Here is a 20,759-nt window from a genome sequence, read left to right on the forward strand (position 1 = left end):
TGGCCTGGAGAGCTCATTTTGATCGAACTCATAAACTCGCCAGGGTTCTGGCTGGCGGTGATGCAAATCATCGCCATCGATATTTTGCTGGGTGGCGACAACGCGGTGGTCATCGCGCTGGCTTGCCGCAAGCTCCCGGAGACTCAGCGCAACCGCGCCATCATTGGTGGTGCGTTGGGAGCGATCCTTCTCCGAATCGGCATGATCTTTTTCGCCCTGCAACTGTTGGAGTTGCCGTACCTCAAGCTGATCGGCGCCGTGCTCCTTCTGTGGATCGGGATCAAGCTGATCGTCCCCGAGGGCGAAGACGCACACGACAACCTGGCGGCGAGCCCCAAGCTTCTAGGGGCAATCAAAACGATCATCGTCGCCGACGCGGTGATGAGCCTGGATAACGTCGTTGCTGTGGCGGGGGCATCCAACGGCCAATTGGAGCTGGTGATCTTCGGCATTGTCATCAGCATTCCGATCATCATCTGGGGCAGCAAGTTGGTACTGCATTTCATGGATCGGTATCCGATTGTCATCACGCTCGGGGCCGCGTTGTTGGGTTGGATCGCCGGCAGCATGGCGATCACCGACATCAGTCTTCCAGCCGTACCGGCATGGGCGCATTACGCAGCCGGCGCCGTTGGTGTGGCGTTAGTGCTGACCATTGGGAAGTTCATGGTCAGTTGGAATGAAGCTGCCGGTGATAAATCAGAAACTGAGAGGAGCGAGTAGCCGTGGAATTTGATCTTGCTGCTGTACGAAAGGACATCGCTCCGCAGGGTGAGTTAAGGGTTGCAATCAATCTTGGCAACCCGGTACTGGCACAGCGTGATGAAAAATCTGGAGCTCTTTCGGGGGTGTCGGTCGCACTGGCTAAAGCGCTCGCCAATGAGCTCGACATTCCCATTTCAATGACCCCGTATGACGCTGCCGGGAAAGTGTTCGCTGCGCTGGAAGAGCAGGCTTGGGATCTTGCGTTTCTTGCCATTGAGCCGGTCAGGGCCGAGAAAATTTCCTTTTCCAGCCCCTACGTCTGCATCGATGGAACCTATCTGGTCAAAACCGAGAGCAAGTTTCAGCGCGCCTCTGCCTTGGATACTGGGGGCTGCAGGATCGCGGTGGGAAAAGGAGCGGCGTACGACCTGTTCTTGTCCCGGACTTTGAAAAATGCAGAGTTGGTTCGGGCGACCACTTCGGCTGGGGCTGTCGATACGTTCCTGGAGCTGGGCCTCGATGCCGCTGCCGGCGTTCGCCAGCCACTGGCCCGGTTCGCCAAGACGACGACGGGCGTCAGGGTGTTGAGCGACAACTTCACGGAGATTCGTCAGGCGATGGCTGTTCCGAAAGGAAGAGCACTGGCCGCCGAATACCTCCAAAGCTTCATCAACCGCTGCCTGCTCAGTGGCCTCGTTGCCAAAGCGCTGGATGACAGTGGCGAGCGTGATGCGCGGGTTGCTCAGCCCTTTGTGGGGTAGCGCCAAAAAATGCCCGATTCGTCCATTTGACCGAACGTCCTGATCACCCTTTCCAACGACAATTCTGGTTGGCGTTCCTGGACGGATTGTCAGGATTCGGAGGCGCCAGCAGAGCGCTTCAGTCTACAAATTGAGGTGATCAGGTAGCGACCAACGGCGGTTTGCGAGCAGCGAGGTCTGTCTGTTTCGAGAAGAGAACTGCTGGAGCACAAGCTGGGGGCATGCTTTTCAAACCCTCCAAAGCATGCCCTCAGATGTGCCACCAATTTAGTAACCGACCGATAGTGATCGAAGCTCCACGGTTTGTAGAAAGGCAGAAATGATCAGGTGAACAGCCTGCCCGGCGAAACCTAGAGACTGTCAGGGTCGCCAAAAAACATCTGAATCCGCGAACGCAGCCAGCGCTCGCCCGGATCGTTGTCTTGGGATCCGCGCCAGGCCATGTGCAGTTCGAAGGTGCGAGACTCCAGCGGCAGTTCTTCCGAGCGTACGCCACCGGCGGCGGTCAGCACTTCGGCGGCGTAGTCGGGCACGGTGGCGACGATGTCGGTGCCGGCGATCAGCGTCGCCAGTCCGTTGAACTGCGGTACGGCCAGCACGACGTGGCGCTTGCGTCCGATCTTTTCCAGATACTCATCGATGAAACCGCCGAGGTCGCCGGCGAACGATACCAGCGCATGGGGGCGGGCGCAGAAGTCGTCGAGGGTGATGGCGCCGGGCATGGAGTCGGCACGCAGCAGCTTCGGCCGGCTGCGGCGCAGCACCTTGCGCTTGGCGTTGGCCGGCAGGTCGTCGGTGTAACTGACGCCGATGGAGATTTCCCCCGATGACAGCAGCGCCGGCATCAGGATGTAGTTGGTGCGGCGCACCACCAGCACGATGCCGGGGGCTTCCGAGCGCAGGCGTTTGAGCAGCGACGGCAGCAGGGCGAATTCGGCGTCGTCCGACAGGCCGATACGGAACACGGCGGTGCTGGTAGCCGGGTCGAAGTCGGCGGCACGGCTCACGGCGGTGGAAATGGAGTCCAGCGCAGGGGAGAGCAGACCGAAGATTTCCACGGCCCGGGCGGTGGGCTCCATGCTGCGACCGGTGCGCACGAACAGCGGGTCGTCGAACAGCCCGCGCAGGCGCGACAGCGCCGCACTGATGGCGGGCTGGCCGAGAAACAGTTTTTCCGCAGCGCGGGTGACACTGCGCTCATGCATGAGGGTTTCGAACACGATAAGCAGGTTGAGGTCGACGCGACGCAGGTCGTTGCGATTCATGGCAGAGGATCTCGAGGCATTGTTCGATACGTCGACGGTCAGAACGACCGGCCACGTGACAGCATGCGTGGATATTACGGGTAAAAGCCGATTGTCCGCACCGGGAAATTCATCCGCAAGCATACAAACGTGCTAATCATCACGCCCGTCGATGAAAGTCGATGAAAGTCGATGAAACCTTATGGGCGGAATTCTGACCAAACCCATAGGTGCCCGCGTGTCGTGCAGCCTGCGCCGCCGGGCGGTTTGCGTGCCATGTGGCGTGACGTTCATCCGGAAATTGGCGGTCGGGTTGCAATGTCCGGGCGAGAAAAGAACAATGACCGCCTTGAATCCGTGAGCATTCGATGGTTATCTAATGATCGCCTTTCAACAATAGAATCGATGACAGGCATGTCGACTATTAATAGCCACTGATAGTGTTACCGGCAGCGCCCGGATAGAGTTCATGGCATCAAGGTTCATAAGGCGAGGTTCGAAATGTCCCGCACGATCCGTTTTCATCAGTTTGGCCCTGCCGAGGTGCTCAAGGTAGAAGAGCAGCCGGTGGCGCTGCCGGCACCCGGCGAGGTGCAAGTGCGCGTCCAGGCGATCGGCGTTACCTGGTACGACGTCCTGTGGCGACAAAATCTGGCATCGTCCCAGGCGCATCTGCCTGCGGGCCTGGGTTCGGAAATGGCCGGCGTGGTTACCGCCGTCGGCGATGGTGTGACTGACTTGAAAGTCGGCGACAAGGTTGCCAGCTTTCCGTCCGCCAACCCCAACACGCATCCGGTCTACGGTGAGCACATCGTGCTGCCGCGTACGTCCGTGACCAAATACCCGGATATCCTGACCCCCAACCAGGCTGCCGTGCATTACACGCCGCTGCTGGTGGCTTACTTTGCGTACATGGAACTGGCGCGGGTCAAAGAGGGGCAGGTTGCCCTGATTACCGACGCCGGTCACTGCGCAGGTCCTGCATTCCTGCAACTGGGCAAGGCGCTGGGTCTGAAAGTCATCGCCGCGATCAAGACCGATGACGAAGAAGGCACTTCCCGCAAGTACCTGACCTCTCTGGGCGCCGACAAAGTGGTGGTCACCGAGGAGCAGGATCTGCTCATGGCGATCAACAAGTTCACCGAGAAACGCGGTGTCAACGTGATTCTCGATGGCCTGGGTGGCCCTCAGATGTCGATTCTGGGTGATGCGCTGGCGCCTCGTGGCAGTCTGATTCTGTACGGTCTGCAAGGTGGCAACCAGGTGCAGTTCCCGGCCTGTGCCGCGTTCCAGAAAAACATCCAGTTCTTCGTGCATTGCGTTGGCAACTTCACCGGTAAACCCGAACTGGGTATCGAGCAGGATGAAGAAGCCGTGGCGCGTGCCCTGCGTGACATCAACCAGCTGACCGCCGACCGCGTCCTGCTGCCACAGGTCACCAAGGTGTTCGCGTTCGATCAGATCGTTGAAGCACACCGTTTGATGGATGGTTGCCCGGTAGGCGGCCGCGTGGTGGTCGAAGTCGACACCAACTGAGCGCAATTGACCGCGCTTGTTGAGAGTTCGACGCCCCTGGCCAGGCGTCGACGTTGAGGATCAGGACATCGGTTCATGGATGTCCCCCCGTTAGGTACAGGCCACGCTGCTCCCGACAAAGCCTTCCCGATCATTCAGGAAGGCTTTTTTGTTTATTGAATCAACGATGCCGATTAAACATTTGTCCGCAAAAGACAAACAAACAGTCTGGGCGCAAGTGAGCTAAACGAAGTTGTTTAAATGAGTGGTGATTTTGCAGAAAGCTGATGGGTGATCTGTCGACAATCTGTATCTTGTAATTGTTTTTCAACTCTCGATAATGGCGGCGTCATCAATACTCAAGGAATGAGTCATGCCCGCATTATTGCCGTGGCCGATACTCACTCGGCACTCCATGCCTGCCTTCACCGGCTTTTTCGCCAACGCCTGTAGCCTGCACTTACTGCGCTGTGGCCCGTGCTACGTGGCGGATCGCGTGCCGACCCCTGACAGTTGTTGATGCCCGCCATTCTCCGGGACGTGTTGTCGCCGACAGCATGTCGTTATACATCGAGTTCGAAAAGTGCTGATGTCTGCCGTCGAATCGATGTCGTCGCTGAATCATGCAGTCAGGTATTAAAGTGATGCGATCCATTCATGAACAGGCCATGAACTATGTGTACCAGCAAGTGCTTCAGCGCTTGTTGAGTTATTTCAATCGTGCCGAACGAACAGCGCTGCAATTATTGATACAACGACTGATTGTTGCCGCCGGCGGTATCGAACAGATCGGGCATTTCAAAGTGCTGGTCGCTTTTAGCGGCGGCAAGGACAGTGCCTACACCGTGGCGCTGTTGCGCGCCGCGCAGCTGAGCATTGCCGGGCGCGCGCCGACGACGTTCAGCCTGCGCATCGCCAACATGCGGCACGCCGGCATGACGTCGGCGGTAATGAGCAACATTCACCGCTGCTATTCCGCGCTGTTCATGCATGACGACCCGCGGGTGGAGCTGCTGGTGATCGATCACCAGTATGTGCAGACCTTCGAGCCCGACCTGCCGTTTTCCACCGCCGGGCGTGAACAGAACCGCTCCGACATGCTGCTGGCCGGACACCTGACGGCCGGCGATGCCCGCGCGACTTTCTGCAACAGCTGCTACCTCGGTGTCGCCGAGTTTCTCGGGCGAGCGGCATGCTGGGGCGATGGTGTGGATGCGCTGATCTGCGGCGACTCGCTCAAGGAGCAGAAGCAATACGCGACGTGGGTCATGCGCCTGGCGCGGCGCAGCGGCCAGCAGGTCGACAACTGGCACACGCAAAGCCTGAGCACTGCGCTGAAAGCCATCGACAGCATCGGTCGCGCGTACTACCGCGAGCTGTATGGTGAGGACGCACAGATCAGCGGCTTCCTGCCGCGTCCGCCGGGCGGGGCGAGCAAACCAGCGACGCCGGCCTTTATCACCGCGGCCGATCTGATCGGTTTCCGGTTGGAGGAACACTGGGCGTTGCTCACCGATTTTCTCGGCTTCCGCTTCGACGATCTGGCCTTCAGTTTCAGCGAATCCGACTGCGCCAACCCGTTGCTGATGGCGCACATGCGCGGGCTCAAGACCCAGTTCGTGCAGGGGCGCGAGTATGCCGATGGCATCGCCGAGTACCTGCAACTGGCGCAAAGCATGATGCGCTGCAAGGATATGCCCAAGCGCCTGATCGATCAGGCGATGGCGGCCTACGACCACCCGGACAAACTCGCAGCGCGGCGCGAGCTGGCGGCCGGCTACGCCCAGGAAGCCTTTGGCCTGAGCGAGATGCAACTGGTGTGTCTGGTGTTCGCGCCCTTTGTCGACGGCGCGGCACAACTGGAGGAATTTTTGCGCCGCTGCCACCCCGGCATGCTGGTGGCCCAGGCTGATTTGCACAACGCGCTGTCCGGTGGCACTGCGCCGGACCAGGTGATGCAGTGGCTGGTGGATGTCAGCGGGCTCAGCCTCAAGGGTCTGCAGCATCTGTATGCCAAGCGCCGCGTCGACTTCACCGATGACAGTTCGATCATTGCCCGGGCCCGCGCCAGCGACCCGGACAAACGCCACGTAATGACGGTGCATCCGCAGACCGGTGAAGCGATGTCGGAACTGATTTCCGGCCGCTGACGCGCTGTCTGTCGCACTGTCCGTCACGAAGGCGTGTGCAGCGGGCAGGGCGCTGATCCATAGGTTTTTCTCAATGACTCCTGCGCCCGGCGCAAGGATGAGGTGTGTCCGATGAATAACAATAAAGCCGATTTCGCCTATCAAATGGTCTACCGCTACCTGGTCAGACTGACCAACGAAATGCCCAGCGGGCCGGCGGTCAGGCTGCCGTCGTTGCGTCTGTTGGCGCGGCGCCTGCGGGTGTCGATTTCCACGGTGCAGAACGCCTATGCGTTGCTGGAGAAGGAAGGGCGCATCTGTTCGGTGCCCAAATCCGGGTATTTCGCGCTGCCACATCCCTGCAACGACGCCCCGTGCGAGGGCGACGATCTGCTTGAGCGTTACCAGGCCAGTGCCCGTCGTCCGGGCATGTTCGTGTTCGCCGCCGATGAGCCGACGCTGTTGCAGTCCCTTGATGGCGCGCTGCTCAACCTGGAACGCGACCTGATGCGCCATTACCCCTGCCAGCCGGACCCGCGCTTTCAACCCTTCGGCGACATCGAGCTGCGTTCGGCGCTGGCGGCGAGCTACACGTCGTCCACCGACCACTGCTGGCACCCGGACAATGTATTTATCGGTCCGGACAAGACCGGCGTGCTGAAAACCGTGCTCAAGGCCCTGCAACTGCGCGACAGCACGGTGCTGGTGGAGTCGCCGTGCAGCTGGGGTACCTTGCGCACGTTGCAGTCGTTCGGGATTCGCGTGCTGGAGTTCAGCGCCGACGCCGAGGGCGTCATCGATACCGGCGCGCTTGAGGGGCTGCTGCAACAAGGCGGGGTCGGCATGGTGATGCTGTCTTCGCAGCTCAACCCGGTACTGGGTCAGGTGCTGGCGCCGGAACAACGCCAGCGACTGGCCGATGTACTCAACCGCCATGAGGTGCCGGTGCTGGAAGATGACAGCCACAGTGCGCTGTGTTTCGACCCGCAGACGCCGGCCATGCGTGACCTGATCGACCCCGAGCGCCTGTTGATCATAGGTTCGTTCGACAAGACCATTGGCCTGGAAGCGCCGTTCGGTTACCTGCTCAGCCGCCATTCGCGCACGCTGTGGCATCAACAATTGCTGCTGCGCTCGTTCCGCCTGCCGCCGATCCGGCAGAAGGCGATTGCCCGTCTGTACAGTTCGGGGCAACTGGAGCGACATCTGGAAAGCCTGCGTTTCAACTTGCAGGAGCGGCTCGGCAGCCTGTCGATGTACATCGATCAGTACTTGGGCGAGGACGTGCGTTTCAAGCGCGCGCAGGGCGGTGCCACGTTATGGCTGGAGAGCAGCCATCGGGTCGACATGGGGCGGGTGTTCGACCGGTTGCTTGAGCAGCGCATCGTCATTGCTCCCGGCGAGTTGTTCAGCGCGCGCGGCCTGCACCCGCAGAATCTGCGTCTGAGCGGTGCGGTGGACTGGAGCCAGGACATCGAGTCGGTGATGGTGATCATCCGCAACGCGCTGGCGCAGGAGCGGATGCCGGCCTGAGCCCGGTCGTGCGGCATGGCTCGTCCCGCGTGTTGCGGGGCAAGCCATGTTGTCGGTGTTTACCTGATCGCGTCAGGCAAAGGTGGCGTCGCGGGTATTCACGAACAGCGAATAGATCGAATGGCTGCTGGCCATGAACAGTCGGTTGCCTTCACGACCGCCGAAGCACAGGTTCGGGCAGCGTTCCGGCAGGGAAATATGGCCGATGGCCTTGCCTTGCGGGTTGAACACGCGCACGCCGTCGAGCTTTTCCAGATCGGCCTTCGGGTCGCCGTTACTGCCCCAGCCACACCACAGATTGCCGGCCTCGTCGCACTTCATGCCGTCGATGGCGGCGTAATCCAGCCCTTCGATGTGCTTGCGTCGTGCGCCGAGGGTGCCGTCGTCGTTGACCGTGATCGCCCAGATCAGCCGATTGGGTTTGGCCCGGCCTTCGACCACATAGAGGATCTTCTCGTCTGGCGAGAAACACAGACCGTTAGGGCCGTTGAGGTCGTCGATGACCCGCGTGACCTTGCCGCTTGCACCGTCGATCCGGTACACAGCGTGGGGTTGCGTCGGAGCGATCTTGTGGCCTTCGTAATTGTTGCCGGTCTGGAACGGCGGGTCGCTGAACCAGATCGAGCCGTCGCTCTTGCAGACGATGTCGTTGGGCGAGTTGAAGGGCTTGCCGTCAAAGCTGTCGGCCAGCACGGTGATGCGGCCGTTGGGTTCGGTGCGGGTGATCCGCCGGCCTTCGTTGGTGGTGGTCGAGCCTTCGCAGACGATCAACCGACCCTGGCGGTCGCGGCACATGCCGTTGGAGAAGTTGGAGTGCTCGCGATAGACAGAGAACGTTTCAGTGATTTCGTCCCAACGCATGATGCGGTTGTTGGGAATGTCGCTGACCAGCAGATAACGCCCGTCACCGATCCACACCGGACCCTCCGCCCAGCGCATGCCGGTGGCGAGCTTCTCCACCCCCGCATTGAAAATGCGCAAGTCGAGAAAACTGTCGTCGAGGACATGAATCAGCGGGTCGGGATAGCGTTGGCTCAAAGGCTCTGCAGCCTCGACAAGACGTGGCAAAGGCAGACTGCCAGCGGCAGCGAGCGTGGCCGAAACGGCCAGGGATTTTTTCAGAAAGCTTCTGCGGCTATTGCCTTCAAACGACTGGGGCAGGGGTGCATCCATCTGACTTTCTCCGTTGTATTGTTTTTTTACGGGGTGTCAGTAATACATCGTGATAAGACATCGTACAAGTTAACATTGCGGGAGATAGGCGTTCTGCTCGCGATGGCGGTGTGTCAGTTGGCACTGTATTGACCGGACTGACGCTATCGCGAGCAGAGCTCCCTCCCACGGCCTTTGGCCAGAAGCAAAAGCAGGTGGTGCTCACAGATTCGTAGCAGTCCGGCTTACTGGCGGTGGCGATCTTGAGGACGCCTTCGCGGGCGAGCCCGCTCCCACAGGGAGTGTGTGTTTCGCCGGCTTTTGATCTGGTTTTTGATTTTGATCTGGGGCCCCGTTCCAGAAGGCCGAACGCAGGCGATGTGGAGTGGCGCCGAGCGGCATGGATGCCGCGAGAGCCGCGTGGGCCATGGATGGCCCATTCGCGGCGGGCCCACGGAGCATTGCCGGAGTGCGGGTACATCGAGCCTAGGCGAGATGCCGTATGGCGGGGATAAGAGCCCTTGGTTACTTGGGGCTTTTCCAAGTAACTCGCCGCCAGGCGAAACGGGGCTGCGTTAGCAGACTGGGCGGAGTGTCAGACAAGCCAAGGACACAGGTTTTACGACGACTTCGTCGCCGGTCGCAGGGCAAGCCAGCTCCTACAAGGTCCGCGCAACGTGCCGCCAGCTCCCGCAGGCATCGCGTGTGACACGCAATCTCCAGCCTGCTATCGGTCGGTTTCCAGCAACATGACAGGATTTTCATGAAGACCCGGTGCCGAACGTTGGTATCGTGCACGCCATTTGCGTCCTGATCACCTCACGCGGACGCTATCTGCACCGTTCACATCTTCACCGAGTAGCTGTAGAAATGCCCGATCCCATACCCTTGAAGGATCACGAAAAAGAAACCCGGCTGGTCAATCGACGCTTGATTGCCTGCGCCTTGTTCGTGATTCTGCTCAGCATCGCGCTGGTCTCCCGGCTGTACATCCTGCAGGTCGTCGAATTCGCCTATCACTCGACCATCTCCGAAAACAACCGCGTCCATGTCTTGCCGATTCCGCCCGAACGCGGGCTGATCTACGACCGCAACGGCGTGATCCTCGCCGACAACCGGCCCAGCTTCAACCTGACCATGACCCGCGAACGTGCCGGCGACTGGCATGCAGTCATCGACACCTTGATGCAGATCCTCAACCTGCCCGATGAAGACCGCATCATCTTCGACAAGGCGATGAAGAACTCGCCGCACCGTTTCGTGCCGGTAACGCTGCTCTACGAACTGACCGAAGAACAGATCGCCCTGCTGGCGGTGAACCAGTTCCGTCTGCCGGGGCTGGACGTCGAGGCGCAATTCGTCCGGCATTACCCGCTGGCCGAACATTTCGCCCATTCCATCGGTTACGTCGGGCGGATCAACGAAAAAGAAGCGACCCAGCTGGACCAGGTCGAATACCGCGGCACCCAGTCCATCGGCAAGACCGGCATCGAACGCTTCTACGAAAACGAACTGCACGGCCACGTTGGCTACGAAGAAGTGGAAACCAACGCCCAGGGCCGCGTCCTGCGTGTGCTCAAACACACCGATCCGGTGGCGGGCAAAAGCATCACCTTGAGCCTGGACATCAAACTGCAAGAGGCCGCCGAAAACGCCCTCGGCGACCGTCGTGGTTCGGTGGTCGCCATCGACCCGGCCACCGGCGAAGTGCTGGCGATGGTCAGCAAGCCGAGCTTCGACCCCAACCTGTTCGTCACCGGCATCAGCTTCAAGGAATATTCGGCGCTGCGCGATTCGGTCGACCGGCCGCTGTTCAACCGTGTGCTGCGCGGGTTGTATGCGCCGGGTTCGACGATCAAGCCGGAAGTGGCGATTGCCGGGCTCGACAGCGGCATCATCACTCCGTCCACCCGCGTCTTTGACCCCGGTTACTTCCAACTGCCGGACTTCGACCACAAATACCGCAACTGGAACCACAGCGGTGACGGCTGGGTCGATCTCAACGCGGCGATCATGCGTTCCAACGACACCTATTTCTATGATTTGGCGCACAAGCTGGGCATCGACCGTCTGCACGATTACCTGACCATGTTCGGCATCGGCCAGAAGGTCTCGCTGGACATGTTTGAGGAGTCCGCGGGTCTGATGCCGTCCAAGGAATGGAAGCGCATTACTCGCCGTCAGGCGTGGTTCCCCGGCGAAACGGTGATTCTCGGCATCGGCCAGGGCTACATGCAGGTCACGCCGCTGCAACTGGCCCAGGCCACCGCGCTGATCGCCAACAAGGGCGTGTGGAACCGTCCGCACCTGGCCCGGGACATCGGCGGGGTCGCACCCGTCGACGAGCATCCGATGCCCAACATCGTGCTGCGCGACCCGCGCGAGTGGGATCAGGTCAACAGTGGCATGCAGTCGGTGATGCACGACCCGCGCGGCATCGCCCGTGCGGCGGCGGAAGGCGCGCAATACCGCATCGCCGGCAAGAGTGGTACCGCGCAGGTGGTGGCGATCAAGCAGGGCGAGCGCTACAACCGTGACAAGACCCTCGAACGCCATCGCGACAACGCCTTGTTCGTCGGCTTTGCCCCGGCCGCCAACCCGAAGATCGCCGTGGCGGTGATGATCGAAAACGGCGAGGCGGGCGGGCGCGTGGCCGGTCCTGTGGTGCGGCAGATTCTTGATGCCTGGCTGCTGGATGAAAACGGCCACCTGAAGCAGCAATACGCCACGCCGAATGCGCCACCGGTCAATCCGAAAGTGCAGATCGCCGCGCCAAGCAAGCCGGTGGTGCAGCCGTCGGTGTGAGGCCTACGATACCTGTGGGAGGGAGCTCTGCTCGCGAAAGCGGTGGGTCAGTCGATGCTGAATGGTCTGATCTGACGCCTTCGCGAGCAGAGCTCCCTCCCACAGGGTAATACGCTCGGCCTGCCAATGGCGGCGTCAGCCGGACAGTTGCCAGACTGTGCGACACATGCACTGAACTGTCCCCGGCGACACGGGTCGATTTGAAACCATGCGCGTCATCGTCAAAGTGGCGTGCGCGACTTTTGAATCGACCAGGAAACCGCCCATGTCCAGCAGAACCCTTGCCGACTACCTTGCGCACACCCTCGCCGCCGCAGGCGTCTCGAAAATATGGGGCGTCAGTGGCGACAGCCTCAACGGCCTGACCGACAGCCTGGAGCGGTTGGGCACGATCCGCTGGATGCACACCCGCCACGAAGAGGTTGCGGCCTTTGCCGCCGGCGCCGAAGCGGCATCCACCGGCAAGCTGGCGGTGTGCGCCGGCAGCTGCGGGCCGGGCAACCTGCACTTGATCAACGGTCTGTACGATTGCCACCGCAGCCGCGTGCCGGTGTTGGCGATCGCCGCACAGATTCCCTCGTCCGAGATCGGCCTGAACTACTTCCAGGAAACCCATCCCACCGACCTGTTCAAGGAGTGCAGCCACTTCGTCGAGGCCATCAGCAGCGCCGAGCAGTTTCCCCGCGTGCTGGAGCGGGCGATGCGCGCCGCCATCAGCCAGCGCGGCGTGGCGGTGATCGTGATTCCCGGCGATGTCGCCTTGAGCCCGGCACCCGAAGCCAAACCGGCCTGGGTCGAACCTGTGCCGGCACGGGTGATTCCGGCCGAGGCGGACTTGCTCAAGCTGGTCGAGATTCTCGACAAGTCGAAATCGGTGACGCTGCTCTGCGGCGCCGGCTGCGCCGATGCCCACGATCAGGTGGTGGCGCTGGCGGAAAAGCTCGCAGCGCCGGTGGTCCACGCCCTGCGCGGCAAGCAGTACATCGAATACGCCAACCCGTTCGACGTCGGCATGACCGGATTGATCGGCTTCAGCTCTGGCTATTACGCGATGCTCAACTGCGACACGCTGCTGATCCTTGGCAGTAGCTTTCCCTACCGCAATTTCTACCCGGACAAAGCCAAGGTCATCCAGATCGACATCGACCCGGCGGCGCTGGGCCGGCGCGTACCGCTGACCCTGGGCCTGACTGGCGGCATCGCCGAAACCCTGATCGCGCTATTGCCACGGCTCAAGGGCCGCACCGACCGCAAGTTCCTCGACAAGGCGCTGGATCACTACGCGAAAACCCGTGAAGAACTGGACGAACTGGCCACACCCTCGGCCCATGGCGAGCCGATCCACCCGCAATACCTGACGCGCATGGTCGATGCCTATGCCGACCCGGATGCGATCTTCACCGTCGATGTCGGCACGCCGACCCTGTGGGCGGCGCGTTACCTGACCATGAACGGCCAGCGTTCGCTGCTGGGTTCGTTCAACCACGGCTCGATGGCCAACGCCATGCCCCAGGCTCTCGGCGCCAAGGCGGCATTTCCCCAGCGTCAGGTGGTGGCGCTGTGCGGCGATGGCGGCCTGTCGATGCTGCTGGGCGATCTCTTGACCATTCGCCAGCTCAACCTGCCGATCAAACTGGTGGTGTTTAACAACAGCTCGCTGGGCTTCGTCGCCATGGAAATGCAGGCCGGCGGCTACGTGCCCCATGACACCGACCTGCACAGCACCAGTTTCGCCAACATCGCCATCGGCGCGGGGATTCTGGGCATCCGTGTGGAAGACTCGGCCGAGTTGCCCAACGCTCTGAAAAAAGCCTTCGATCACCCGGGCCCCGTGCTGCTGGACGTGGTCACGGCGAAACAGGAACTGGGCCTGCCACCTAAAATCAAGCTGGCCCAAGCCAAGGGCTTCAGTCTGTTTATGCTCAAGGCGGTGATGAATGGCAAGGCCGATCAGGTGCTGGAGCTGGCAAAGACCAATTTTCGCTGAGGGCCGGGTGTGCGTATAAAACGTTTAATAATTGGATCCCGGTTAAACATGCTTAGATGAATGTTTAAACATTTCTCATCAACTAACTGCTTGTCCAAATCGGTAAAGGCTTTTTACCGATAATCGGTCTAAACAATCCTCAAGCGCGGCCGAAGTATATTTCGGCCCGCGTCTTCCCTTTCTTCGTACGAATCCGTACAAAGCGCAGCGCGCGCCTACCGGCTACGCATCTCCGTCGCTGTCATCATTGGTTATGGACACAATCGTATGATCAAAAGTCTGGGCTTCAGCAGAAAGATCCTGCTGGCCGCTGCATTGATAGTTGTAGTTGCTTTCTCCTGTTTCATTCTGGTCAACGATGTGCGTCAACGGCAAACGCTGAAGAGCAACGTCGACACCGAACTGCAACAGTTGGGCAGTCTGACCACGCAGAACATTCAGACCTGGCTGGACAGCCGCACCCAGTTGCTGCATTCGATGGCGCAACAGATCGCCGTCGACGGCCCGGCACCGACCAGCCTGCAGCACGCCATCGGCCTGCCGGTGTATGCCGACAATTTTCAACTGAGCTACTTCGGCGGCAAGGACGGCTTCATGTTCTCGGTGCCGACGGGTAACCGCGCCGCTGACTACGACCCGCGTGCCCGCGGTTGGTACAAGGCCGTGGACGCCGCCCAGGGCACCATCGTGACCGAGCCGTATATCTCGGCGTCCTCCGGCAAACTGGTGGTGACCCTCGCCACGCCAGTGCGCCAGCAGGGCCAGATGATCGGCGTGGCCGGCGCAGACATGGCGCTGGACGTCATCACCAAAACCATCAACTCGCTGAACTTCGGCGGCCACGGCTATGCGTACATCGTCAGTGCCGACGGCAAGATCCTGATTCACCCGGACAGCAAACTGATCCTCAAGAACGTCAGCGAGGCTTACCCCAATGGTGCGCCGAAAATCGCGCCGGGCGTGAGCGAGATCGAGTCTGGCGGCAAGGCGCAGTTCATCTCCTTCACCAAGGTCGACGGCCTGTCCTCCGCCAACTGGTACGTGGCGCTGGTGCTGGACCGCGACGCGGCGTACTCGATGCTCAGTGAATTCCGCTCCTCTGCGATCACCGCCATGGTCATCGCGGTGGCGATCATCATGCTGCTGCTCGGTCTGTTGATCCGCGTGCTGATGCAGCCGCTGCACCAGATGGGCCGTGCCATGCAGGACATCGCCGACGGCGAAGGCGACCTGACCAAGCGTCTGTCGGTCGTCTCCCGCGACGAGTTCGGCGCGCTGGCGCTGTCGTTCAACCGCTTCGTCGAGCGTATTCACGGTTCGATCCGCGAAGTGGCGTCCACCGCCGGTCAGCTTGGCGAAGTGGCGGCCCGTGTGGTCGGCGCCTCGAACTCGTCGATGGGCAACTCCGATCAGCAGAGCAGCCGTACCAGCAGCGTGGCTGCAGCGATCAATCAACTGGGCGCCGCCGCGCAGGAAATCGCCCAGAACGCTGCGCTGGCTTCGCAGCACTCCAGCGAAGCGACCCAGCTTGCCAGCGAAGGGCAGGGCGTGGTCACCCAGACCATCAAGGCGATGAATCAGCTGTCGGACAAGATCAGCGAATCGTGCCTGAACATCGAAACCCTGAACGCCAAGACCGCCAATATCGGTCAGATCCTCGAAGTGATCAGCGGCATTTCCCAGCAGACCAACCTGCTGGCGCTCAACGCCGCCATCGAGGCCGCGCGCGCTGGCGAGGCGGGGCGCGGGTTTGCCGTGGTCGCCGACGAAGTGCGCAACCTGGCGCACCGTACCCAGGACTCGGCGCAGCAAGTACAGGGCATGATCGAAGAGTTGCAGGTCGGTGCCCGCGATGCGGTGGCCAACATGACCGAAAGCCAACGCCAGAGCGAAAGCAGCGTGACCATTGCCAACCAGGCGGGTGAACGCCTGAACAGCGTGACCCGGCGCATCGGCGAAATCGACGGCATGAACCAGTCGGTCGCCACCGCCACCGAAGAACAGACCGCCGTGGTCGAGTCGATCAACGTCGACATCACCGAAATCAACACCCTCAACCAGGAAGGCGTCGACAACCTGCGCTCGACCCTGGACGCCTGCTCCCACCTCGAACACCAGACAGCACGCCTGCAGCATCTGGTCGGCACCTTCCGCATTTAATGCGTTCCCGGCGGTGGTGGCCAAAAGGCTGCCACCGCCCCTGGACAGACGCGATCCCCTGTAGGAGCTGGCTTGTCCTGCGACCGACGACGGAGTCGTCGTAAAACCTGTGCACGCGGTTTGCCTGATAAACCGCGTTTACCGATTTTACGACTGCTGCGCAGCCGCTCGCAGGACAAGCCAGCTCTTACAAGGGAGGTGGCGTCTGCCCGAAATCCACCAGACGACACACATCCTGTGGGAGGGAGCCCTGCTCGCGAAGGCGTCAGCCCGGACACTGCACATTGCCTGAACGACCGCCATCGCAGGCAAGCCAGCTCCTACAGGGGCTTGTGTTGTCTGGCCGAAATCCATCAAGCGACGCAAGCCCTGTGGGAGGGAGCCCTGCTCGCGAAGGCGTCCGTCCTGACACTGCATCGTTGCCTGAACGACCGCCATCGCAGGCAAGCCAGCTCCTACAGGGGCTTGTGTTGTCTGGCCGAAATCCACCAGACGACACACATCCTGTGGGAGGGAGCCCTGCTCGCGAAGGCGTCCGTCCTGACACTGCATCGTTACCTGAACGACCGCCATCGCAGGCAAGCCAGCTCCTACAAGGGAGGTGGCGTCTGCCCGAAATCCACCAGACGACACGCATCCTGTGGGAGGGAGCCCTGCTCGCGAAGGCGTCAGCCCGGACACTGCACATTGCCTGAACAACCGCCATCGCAGGCAAGCCAGCTCCTATAGGGCTTGTGTTGTCTGGCCGAAATCCACCAGACGACACACATCCTGTGGGAGGGAGCCCTGCTCGCGAAGGCGTCAGCCCGGGCACTGCATCGTTACCTGAGTGACCGCCATCGCAGGCAAGCTGGCTCCTACAAGGGAGGTGGCGTCTGGCCGACATCCGTCAAACGACACACATCCTGTGGGAGGGAGCTCTGCTCGCGATGGCGTCAGCCCGGGCACTGCATCGTTACCTGAATGACCGCGATCAAGTGCATCGCTCAGTTCCACCGTTTCACCCGCGTTACACCTCTCGCATCACCCCGTTGAACTTGTCTATCCTGCACCCGCCCTAAACCGGCGTTTTCGGCAAACATGTCGACAAAATCAGCGAAAAATAGGCCTTCAAACCGTCAACGAACTGTTATCGCACGTTCACTTTCGATTCATCGAACTGCCACACCCGCTCTCTAATGTCACTCGCAACCCGGCGGCCATGGACGGTCGTGCGGCCGAACATTCACCCCTGGCAGGACGCCGGAATCAGACGATTAGAGAAGCCCATGAACGCAGCCATCCAAGTCGACCGTTTGAACAAGACGTTTGCACGCAAAACCGCTCTGGTTGACCTTGCATTGTCTATACAACCCGGAGAAATGGTGGCGCTGATCGGCGCATCCGGTTCGGGTAAATCCACCCTGTTGCGTCATCTGGCGGGCCTGGCCTGCTGCGACCGCAGCAATGGCGGGAGCGTCCGCGTACTGGGCCGCGAAGTGCAGGCCTCGGGCCGTCTCAACGGCGAAGTGCGCCGTCTGCGCGCCGACATCGGCTACATCTTTCAGCAATTCAATCTGGTCAACCGCCTCAGCGTGCTGGACAACGTCCTGCTCGGTTGCCTGGGTCGCATGCCGCGCTGGCGTGGCAGCCTGGGCATGTTCAGTGCCGAAGAAAAAGCCCGCGCCATGGTCAACCTGGACCGAGTCGGCCTGGCCGACTTCGCCCAGCAGCGCGCTTCGACCCTGTCCGGCGGCCAGCAGCAGCGCGTGGCGATTGCCCGTGCCTTGACCCAGCAGGCCGAAGTGATCCTGGCCGACGAGCCGATTGCCTCGCTGGACCCGGAATCGGCGCGCAAGGTCATGGAAATCCTCGCCGACATCAACCGCCGCGACGGCAAGACCGTGGTCGTCACCCTGCATCAGGTTGATTACGCCGTGCGTTATTGCCCGCGTGCCGTGGCCCTCAAGGGTGGCCGCATTCATTTCGACGGGCAGGGCGCCGACCTCAGCAGCCAGTTCCTCAACGACCTCTACGGCGCCGATGCCGACGCCAGCCTGATGTTCGCCGATCAGGGCCGCAGCGCCGCCCGGCCGACTCAACTGGTCATGGCGCGAGCCTGAGTGCTCGACCGCTCGGCTACCCCAGACAACACAACCCACCTCAGTTCCAGGAGCTCTCCATGTTGAACCGTATCGGTCGCGTGTTCGCGTCCGCCGCTGTAATCGCCGGTTGCCTGACGGGCACCGCGCAGGCAGACGACAACGCCATCAACTTCGGCATCATGTCCACCGAGTCGTCGCAGAACCTGAAAAGCATCTGGCAACCGTTCATCGACGACATGTCGAAAAAGACCGGCCTGAAAGTCAACGCCACATTCGCTTCCGACTACGCCGGCCTGATCCAGGGCATGCGCTTCAACAAGGTCGACGTGGCCTGGCTGGGCAACAAGGCCGCCATGGAAGCGGTGGACCGTTCCGGCGGCGAAATCTTCGCCCAAACTGCCGCCGCCAACGGCGCGCCGGGTTACTGGAGCGTGATCATTGCGCGCAAGGACAGTCCGATCAACAACATCGACGACATGTTCAAACACGCCAAGGAACTGACCTTCGGCAACGGTGACCCGAACTCCACCTCCGGCTACCTGGTGCCGGGCTACTACGTGTTCGCCAAGAACAACGTCGACGCTGCCACCGCTTTCAAGCGCACCCTGAACTCCAGCCACGAAGTCAACGCGCTGAGCGTCGCCAAGGGCCAGCTGGACGTCGCCACCTTCAACACCGAAAGCTGGGACCGTCTGGAAGTCACCCAGCCGGACAAGGCGGCCATGCTCAAGGTGATCTGGAAGTCGCCGATCATCCCGGCCGACCCGATGGTCTGGCGCAAGGGCATGTCTGACGCGACCAAGAACAAGATCCGCGATTTCTTCGCCAACTACGGCGACACCGACGAAGAAAAGACCGTGCTGAAGAACATGCAGATGGGCAAGTTCCTCAAGTCCTCGGATGACCAACTGCTGACCATCCGCCAACTGGAACTGTTCAAGCAGAAGACCGAAACCACTGCCAGCACCAGCCTCAGCGCTGACGAAAAAGCGGCGAAGCTCAAAGAGATCGAGGCCGGCCTGACCAAGCTGCAGGACCGCATCTCGGAGCTGGAAAAGCAGAACACCGCCAAGGCGGGCTGACCGACTGACAGGGCGCGGTGCACTGCCTGCACCGCGCCTGTCCTTCACGTAGCGATATCGGGAACCTGTGATGAGCACTCAAGCTGTCTACGCCGACGCCGTCGGCAAACGCACCTGGCCGCAGTACATGGGCTGGGGCCTGTTCCTCGCCATGATGGCCTGGGCCTGGCATGGCGCCGAGATGAACCCGCTGGCGCTGTACCGTGACGCCGGCAACATGGCCACCTTCGCCGCCGATTTCTTCCCGCCTGATTTCCACGAATGGCGCGCCTACCTCAAGGAAATGGTCGTCACCGTGCAGATCGCCCTGTGGGGCACGCTGCTGGCTATCGTCTGCTCGGTGCCGCTGGGCATCCTCTGCGCTGAAAACATCACCCCGTGGTGGATTCATCAACCGCTGCGTCGCTGCATGGACGCCTTCCGCTCCATCAACGAAATGGTTTTCGCCATGCTGTTCGTGGTGGCTGTCGGCCTGGGCCCGTTCGCCGGTGTCCTGGCGTTGTGGATCAGCACCACCGGCGTGCTCTCCAAGCTGTTCGCCGAAGCGGTGGAAGCCATCGATCCAGGTCCGGTCGAAGGTGTGCGTGCCACCGGTGCCAGCGCGATGCAGGAAGTGATCTTCGGGGTCATCCCGCAAGTCATGCCGCTGTGGATTTCCTATGCGCTGTACCGCTTCGAGTCCAACGTCCGTTCGGCCACGGTGGTCGGCATGGTCGGAGCCGGCGGCATCGGCGTGATCCTCTGGGAAAACATCCGCGCCTTCCAGTTCACCCAGACCTGCTCGGTGTTGCTGGTGATCATCGTGGTGGTGAGCGTCATCGACATCTTCTCCCAGCGTCTGCGCAAGCAGTTCATCTGACTTTGACAGGAGAGGGTGCAAACCCTTTTTTTAGCCATGCAGTTGTCTAGACAAGCCGAACCCGTATACCGCGAACTGGCGGATACCCTGCGCAACGAGCTGATCCGCTACACCGCCGGCGAGTACCTGCCCGCGGAAACCCAACTGGCGGCGCGTTTTGAAGTCAACCGCCACACCGTGCGCCGTGCCATCGACGAACTGGTGCGTGAAGGCAGCCTGCTGCGTCGGCAGGGCAAGGGCACTCAGGTGCTGGGCCGGCCGCTGGTCTACCCGGTGGCCGCCGAAAGCGCCTACAGCCAGTCGCTGTCGGCCCTGGGCCACGGTGTCGAGGCGGTGCTGCTGCAACGCCGCCAGTGCACCGCCACCCGCGAAGAGGCCGAGCACCTGGGCCTGGAAGAACACGCGCCGTTGATCGAACTGCAGACCCTGCGCCGCCTCGACGGCCAGCCGGTGAGCCTGATCCGCCACCGCTATTGCGCCAGCCGCGCGCCGATCCTCGCCGACTACAAGAGCGGTTCGGTGCGCCAGTACCTGTCGGCCCGCGACCTGCCGCTGACCCGCACCTTCAGCCTGATCGGCGCGCGCCTGCCCAGCCGGGAAGAGGCCAGCGTGCTGCTGATGCCCCGCCATCTGCCGGCGCTGACCGTGCTGACCCTTTCCCGCGATGCCGACGGCCGCCCGGTGGAGATTGCCCATTCCACCAGCCGTTCGGACCGCTTCCAGTACCAGATCGTGACCTGATG

The 20,759-nt window shown here is 61.4% G+C and carries 14 protein-coding genes and 1 pseudogene; 13 read left to right on the forward strand and 2 right to left on the reverse strand.

Annotated features, from left to right (window positions below; genetic code table 11):
• Positions 1-18: 18 nt before the first annotated feature.
• Both ACIPL0_RS15240 and ACIPL0_RS15245 read left to right on the forward strand, forming a co-directional pair.
• Complete coding sequence (locus ACIPL0_RS15240; RefSeq protein ID WP_400598310.1) at positions 19-723, forward strand: TerC family protein; 705 nt, start codon at positions 19-21, stop codon at positions 721-723.
• 2 nt (positions 724-725) lie between these two features.
• Positions 726-1,466, forward strand: coding sequence for a transporter substrate-binding domain-containing protein (locus tag ACIPL0_RS15245; RefSeq protein WP_400598312.1), 741 nt, complete (start codon positions 726-728; stop codon positions 1,464-1,466).
• 350 nt (positions 1,467-1,816) lie between these two features.
• Here the strand turns inward: ACIPL0_RS15245 and ACIPL0_RS15250 are convergent, their stop codons facing one another.
• Positions 1,817-2,731, reverse strand: a complete 915-nt coding sequence (locus tag ACIPL0_RS15250; RefSeq protein WP_400598313.1) for a LysR family transcriptional regulator — start codon at positions 2,729-2,731, stop codon at positions 1,817-1,819.
• A 480-nt stretch (positions 2,732-3,211) separates the two neighbouring features.
• On the opposite strand from ACIPL0_RS15250, the gene ACIPL0_RS15255 reads away from it, so the two are divergent.
• The 3 genes from ACIPL0_RS15255 (at position 3,212) to ACIPL0_RS15265 (ending at position 7,887) form a co-directional block, all read left to right on the forward strand.
• Positions 3,212-4,246 carry a zinc-dependent alcohol dehydrogenase family protein gene (locus ACIPL0_RS15255; RefSeq protein ID WP_400598315.1) on the forward strand — a complete coding sequence of 345 codons (1,035 nt, stop codon included), beginning with the start codon at positions 3,212-3,214 and terminating at the stop codon, positions 4,244-4,246.
• Between the two features lie 623 nt (positions 4,247-4,869).
• Positions 4,870-6,375, forward strand: coding sequence for a hypothetical protein (locus ACIPL0_RS15260; RefSeq protein WP_400731548.1), 1,506 nt, complete (start codon positions 4,870-4,872; stop codon positions 6,373-6,375).
• A 111-nt stretch (positions 6,376-6,486) separates the two neighbouring features.
• Complete coding sequence (locus tag ACIPL0_RS15265) at positions 6,487-7,887, forward strand: PLP-dependent aminotransferase family protein (protein WP_400598319.1); 1,401 nt, start codon at positions 6,487-6,489, stop codon at positions 7,885-7,887.
• 72 nt (positions 7,888-7,959) lie between these two features.
• Here the strand turns inward: ACIPL0_RS15265 and ACIPL0_RS15270 are convergent, their stop codons facing one another.
• Entirely contained in the window at positions 7,960-9,060 is a 1,101-nt protein-coding gene (locus tag ACIPL0_RS15270) for an SMP-30/gluconolactonase/LRE family protein (RefSeq protein WP_400598321.1), read from the reverse strand.
• Positions 9,061-9,909: 849 nt separating this feature from the next.
• On the opposite strand from ACIPL0_RS15270, the gene mrdA reads away from it, so the two are divergent.
• The 8 genes and pseudogenes from mrdA (at position 9,910) to phnF (ending at position 20,757) form a co-directional block, all read left to right on the forward strand.
• On the forward strand, positions 9,910-11,844 hold the full coding sequence (mrdA, locus tag ACIPL0_RS15275; RefSeq protein WP_400598323.1) for a penicillin-binding protein 2: 1,935 nt from the start codon (positions 9,910-9,912) through the stop codon (positions 11,842-11,844).
• A gap of 265 nt (positions 11,845-12,109) precedes the next feature.
• Positions 12,110-13,831 carry a ubiquinone-dependent pyruvate dehydrogenase gene (gene poxB, locus ACIPL0_RS15280; RefSeq protein ID WP_400598324.1) on the forward strand — a complete coding sequence of 574 codons (1,722 nt, stop codon included), beginning with the start codon at positions 12,110-12,112 and terminating at the stop codon, positions 13,829-13,831.
• 267 nt (positions 13,832-14,098) lie between these two features.
• Positions 14,099-15,133: pseudogene (locus ACIPL0_RS15285) on the forward strand (cache domain-containing protein); the annotation flags it as partial.
• 93 nt (positions 15,134-15,226) lie between these two features.
• Positions 15,227-15,991, forward strand: a complete 765-nt coding sequence (locus tag ACIPL0_RS15290) for a methyl-accepting chemotaxis protein (protein WP_400598474.1) — start codon at positions 15,227-15,229, stop codon at positions 15,989-15,991.
• A gap of 1,268 nt (positions 15,992-17,259) precedes the next feature.
• Positions 17,260-18,093 (forward strand): phosphonate ABC transporter ATP-binding protein, encoded by an 834-nt coding sequence (gene phnC / locus ACIPL0_RS15295; protein WP_400598325.1) that lies wholly within the window; start codon positions 17,260-17,262, stop codon positions 18,091-18,093.
• Between the two features lie 59 nt (positions 18,094-18,152).
• Positions 18,153-19,157 carry a phosphonate ABC transporter substrate-binding protein gene (phnD, locus tag ACIPL0_RS15300; RefSeq protein WP_400598326.1) on the forward strand — a complete coding sequence of 335 codons (1,005 nt, stop codon included), beginning with the start codon at positions 18,153-18,155 and terminating at the stop codon, positions 19,155-19,157.
• 70 nt (positions 19,158-19,227) lie between these two features.
• Positions 19,228-20,016 carry a phosphonate ABC transporter, permease protein PhnE gene (gene phnE, locus ACIPL0_RS15305; RefSeq protein ID WP_400598327.1) on the forward strand — a complete coding sequence of 263 codons (789 nt, stop codon included), beginning with the start codon at positions 19,228-19,230 and terminating at the stop codon, positions 20,014-20,016.
• Positions 20,017-20,052: 36 nt separating this feature from the next.
• On the forward strand, positions 20,053-20,757 hold the full coding sequence (gene phnF / locus ACIPL0_RS15310) for a phosphonate metabolism transcriptional regulator PhnF (protein ID WP_400598476.1): 705 nt from the start codon (positions 20,053-20,055) through the stop codon (positions 20,755-20,757).
• Positions 20,758-20,759: the final 2 nt, after the last annotated feature.

This window comes from Pseudomonas sp. NPDC090208 (assembly GCF_044746785.1).
In the GTDB taxonomy this organism is placed as follows: Bacteria; Pseudomonadota; Gammaproteobacteria; order Pseudomonadales; family Pseudomonadaceae; genus Aquipseudomonas.

Excerpts from the sequence above, each read along its gene's own strand:
- ACIPL0_RS15250 (WP_400598313.1), bottom strand. The coding sequence starts at position 2,731 with ATGAATCGCAACGACCTGCGTCGCGTCGACCTCAACCTGCTTATCGTG.
- ACIPL0_RS15255 (WP_400598315.1), top strand. The coding sequence starts at position 3,212 with ATGTCCCGCACGATCCGTTTTCATCAGTTTGGCCCTGCCGAGGTGCTC.
- ACIPL0_RS15260 (WP_400731548.1), top strand. The coding sequence starts at position 4,870 with ATGCGATCCATTCATGAACAGGCCATGAACTATGTGTACCAGCAAGTG.
- ACIPL0_RS15265 (WP_400598319.1), top strand. The coding sequence starts at position 6,487 with ATGAATAACAATAAAGCCGATTTCGCCTATCAAATGGTCTACCGCTAC.
- ACIPL0_RS15270 (WP_400598321.1), bottom strand. The coding sequence starts at position 9,060 with ATGGATGCACCCCTGCCCCAGTCGTTTGAAGGCAATAGCCGCAGAAGC.
- mrdA (WP_400598323.1), top strand. The coding sequence starts at position 9,910 with ATGCCCGATCCCATACCCTTGAAGGATCACGAAAAAGAAACCCGGCTG.
- poxB (WP_400598324.1), top strand. The coding sequence starts at position 12,110 with ATGTCCAGCAGAACCCTTGCCGACTACCTTGCGCACACCCTCGCCGCC.
- ACIPL0_RS15290 (WP_400598474.1), top strand. The coding sequence starts at position 15,227 with ATGGGCAACTCCGATCAGCAGAGCAGCCGTACCAGCAGCGTGGCTGCA.
- phnC (WP_400598325.1), top strand. The coding sequence starts at position 17,260 with ATGAACGCAGCCATCCAAGTCGACCGTTTGAACAAGACGTTTGCACGC.
- phnD (WP_400598326.1), top strand. The coding sequence starts at position 18,153 with ATGTTGAACCGTATCGGTCGCGTGTTCGCGTCCGCCGCTGTAATCGCC.
- phnE (WP_400598327.1), top strand. The coding sequence starts at position 19,228 with ATGAGCACTCAAGCTGTCTACGCCGACGCCGTCGGCAAACGCACCTGG.
- phnF (WP_400598476.1), top strand. The coding sequence starts at position 20,053 with ATGCAGTTGTCTAGACAAGCCGAACCCGTATACCGCGAACTGGCGGAT.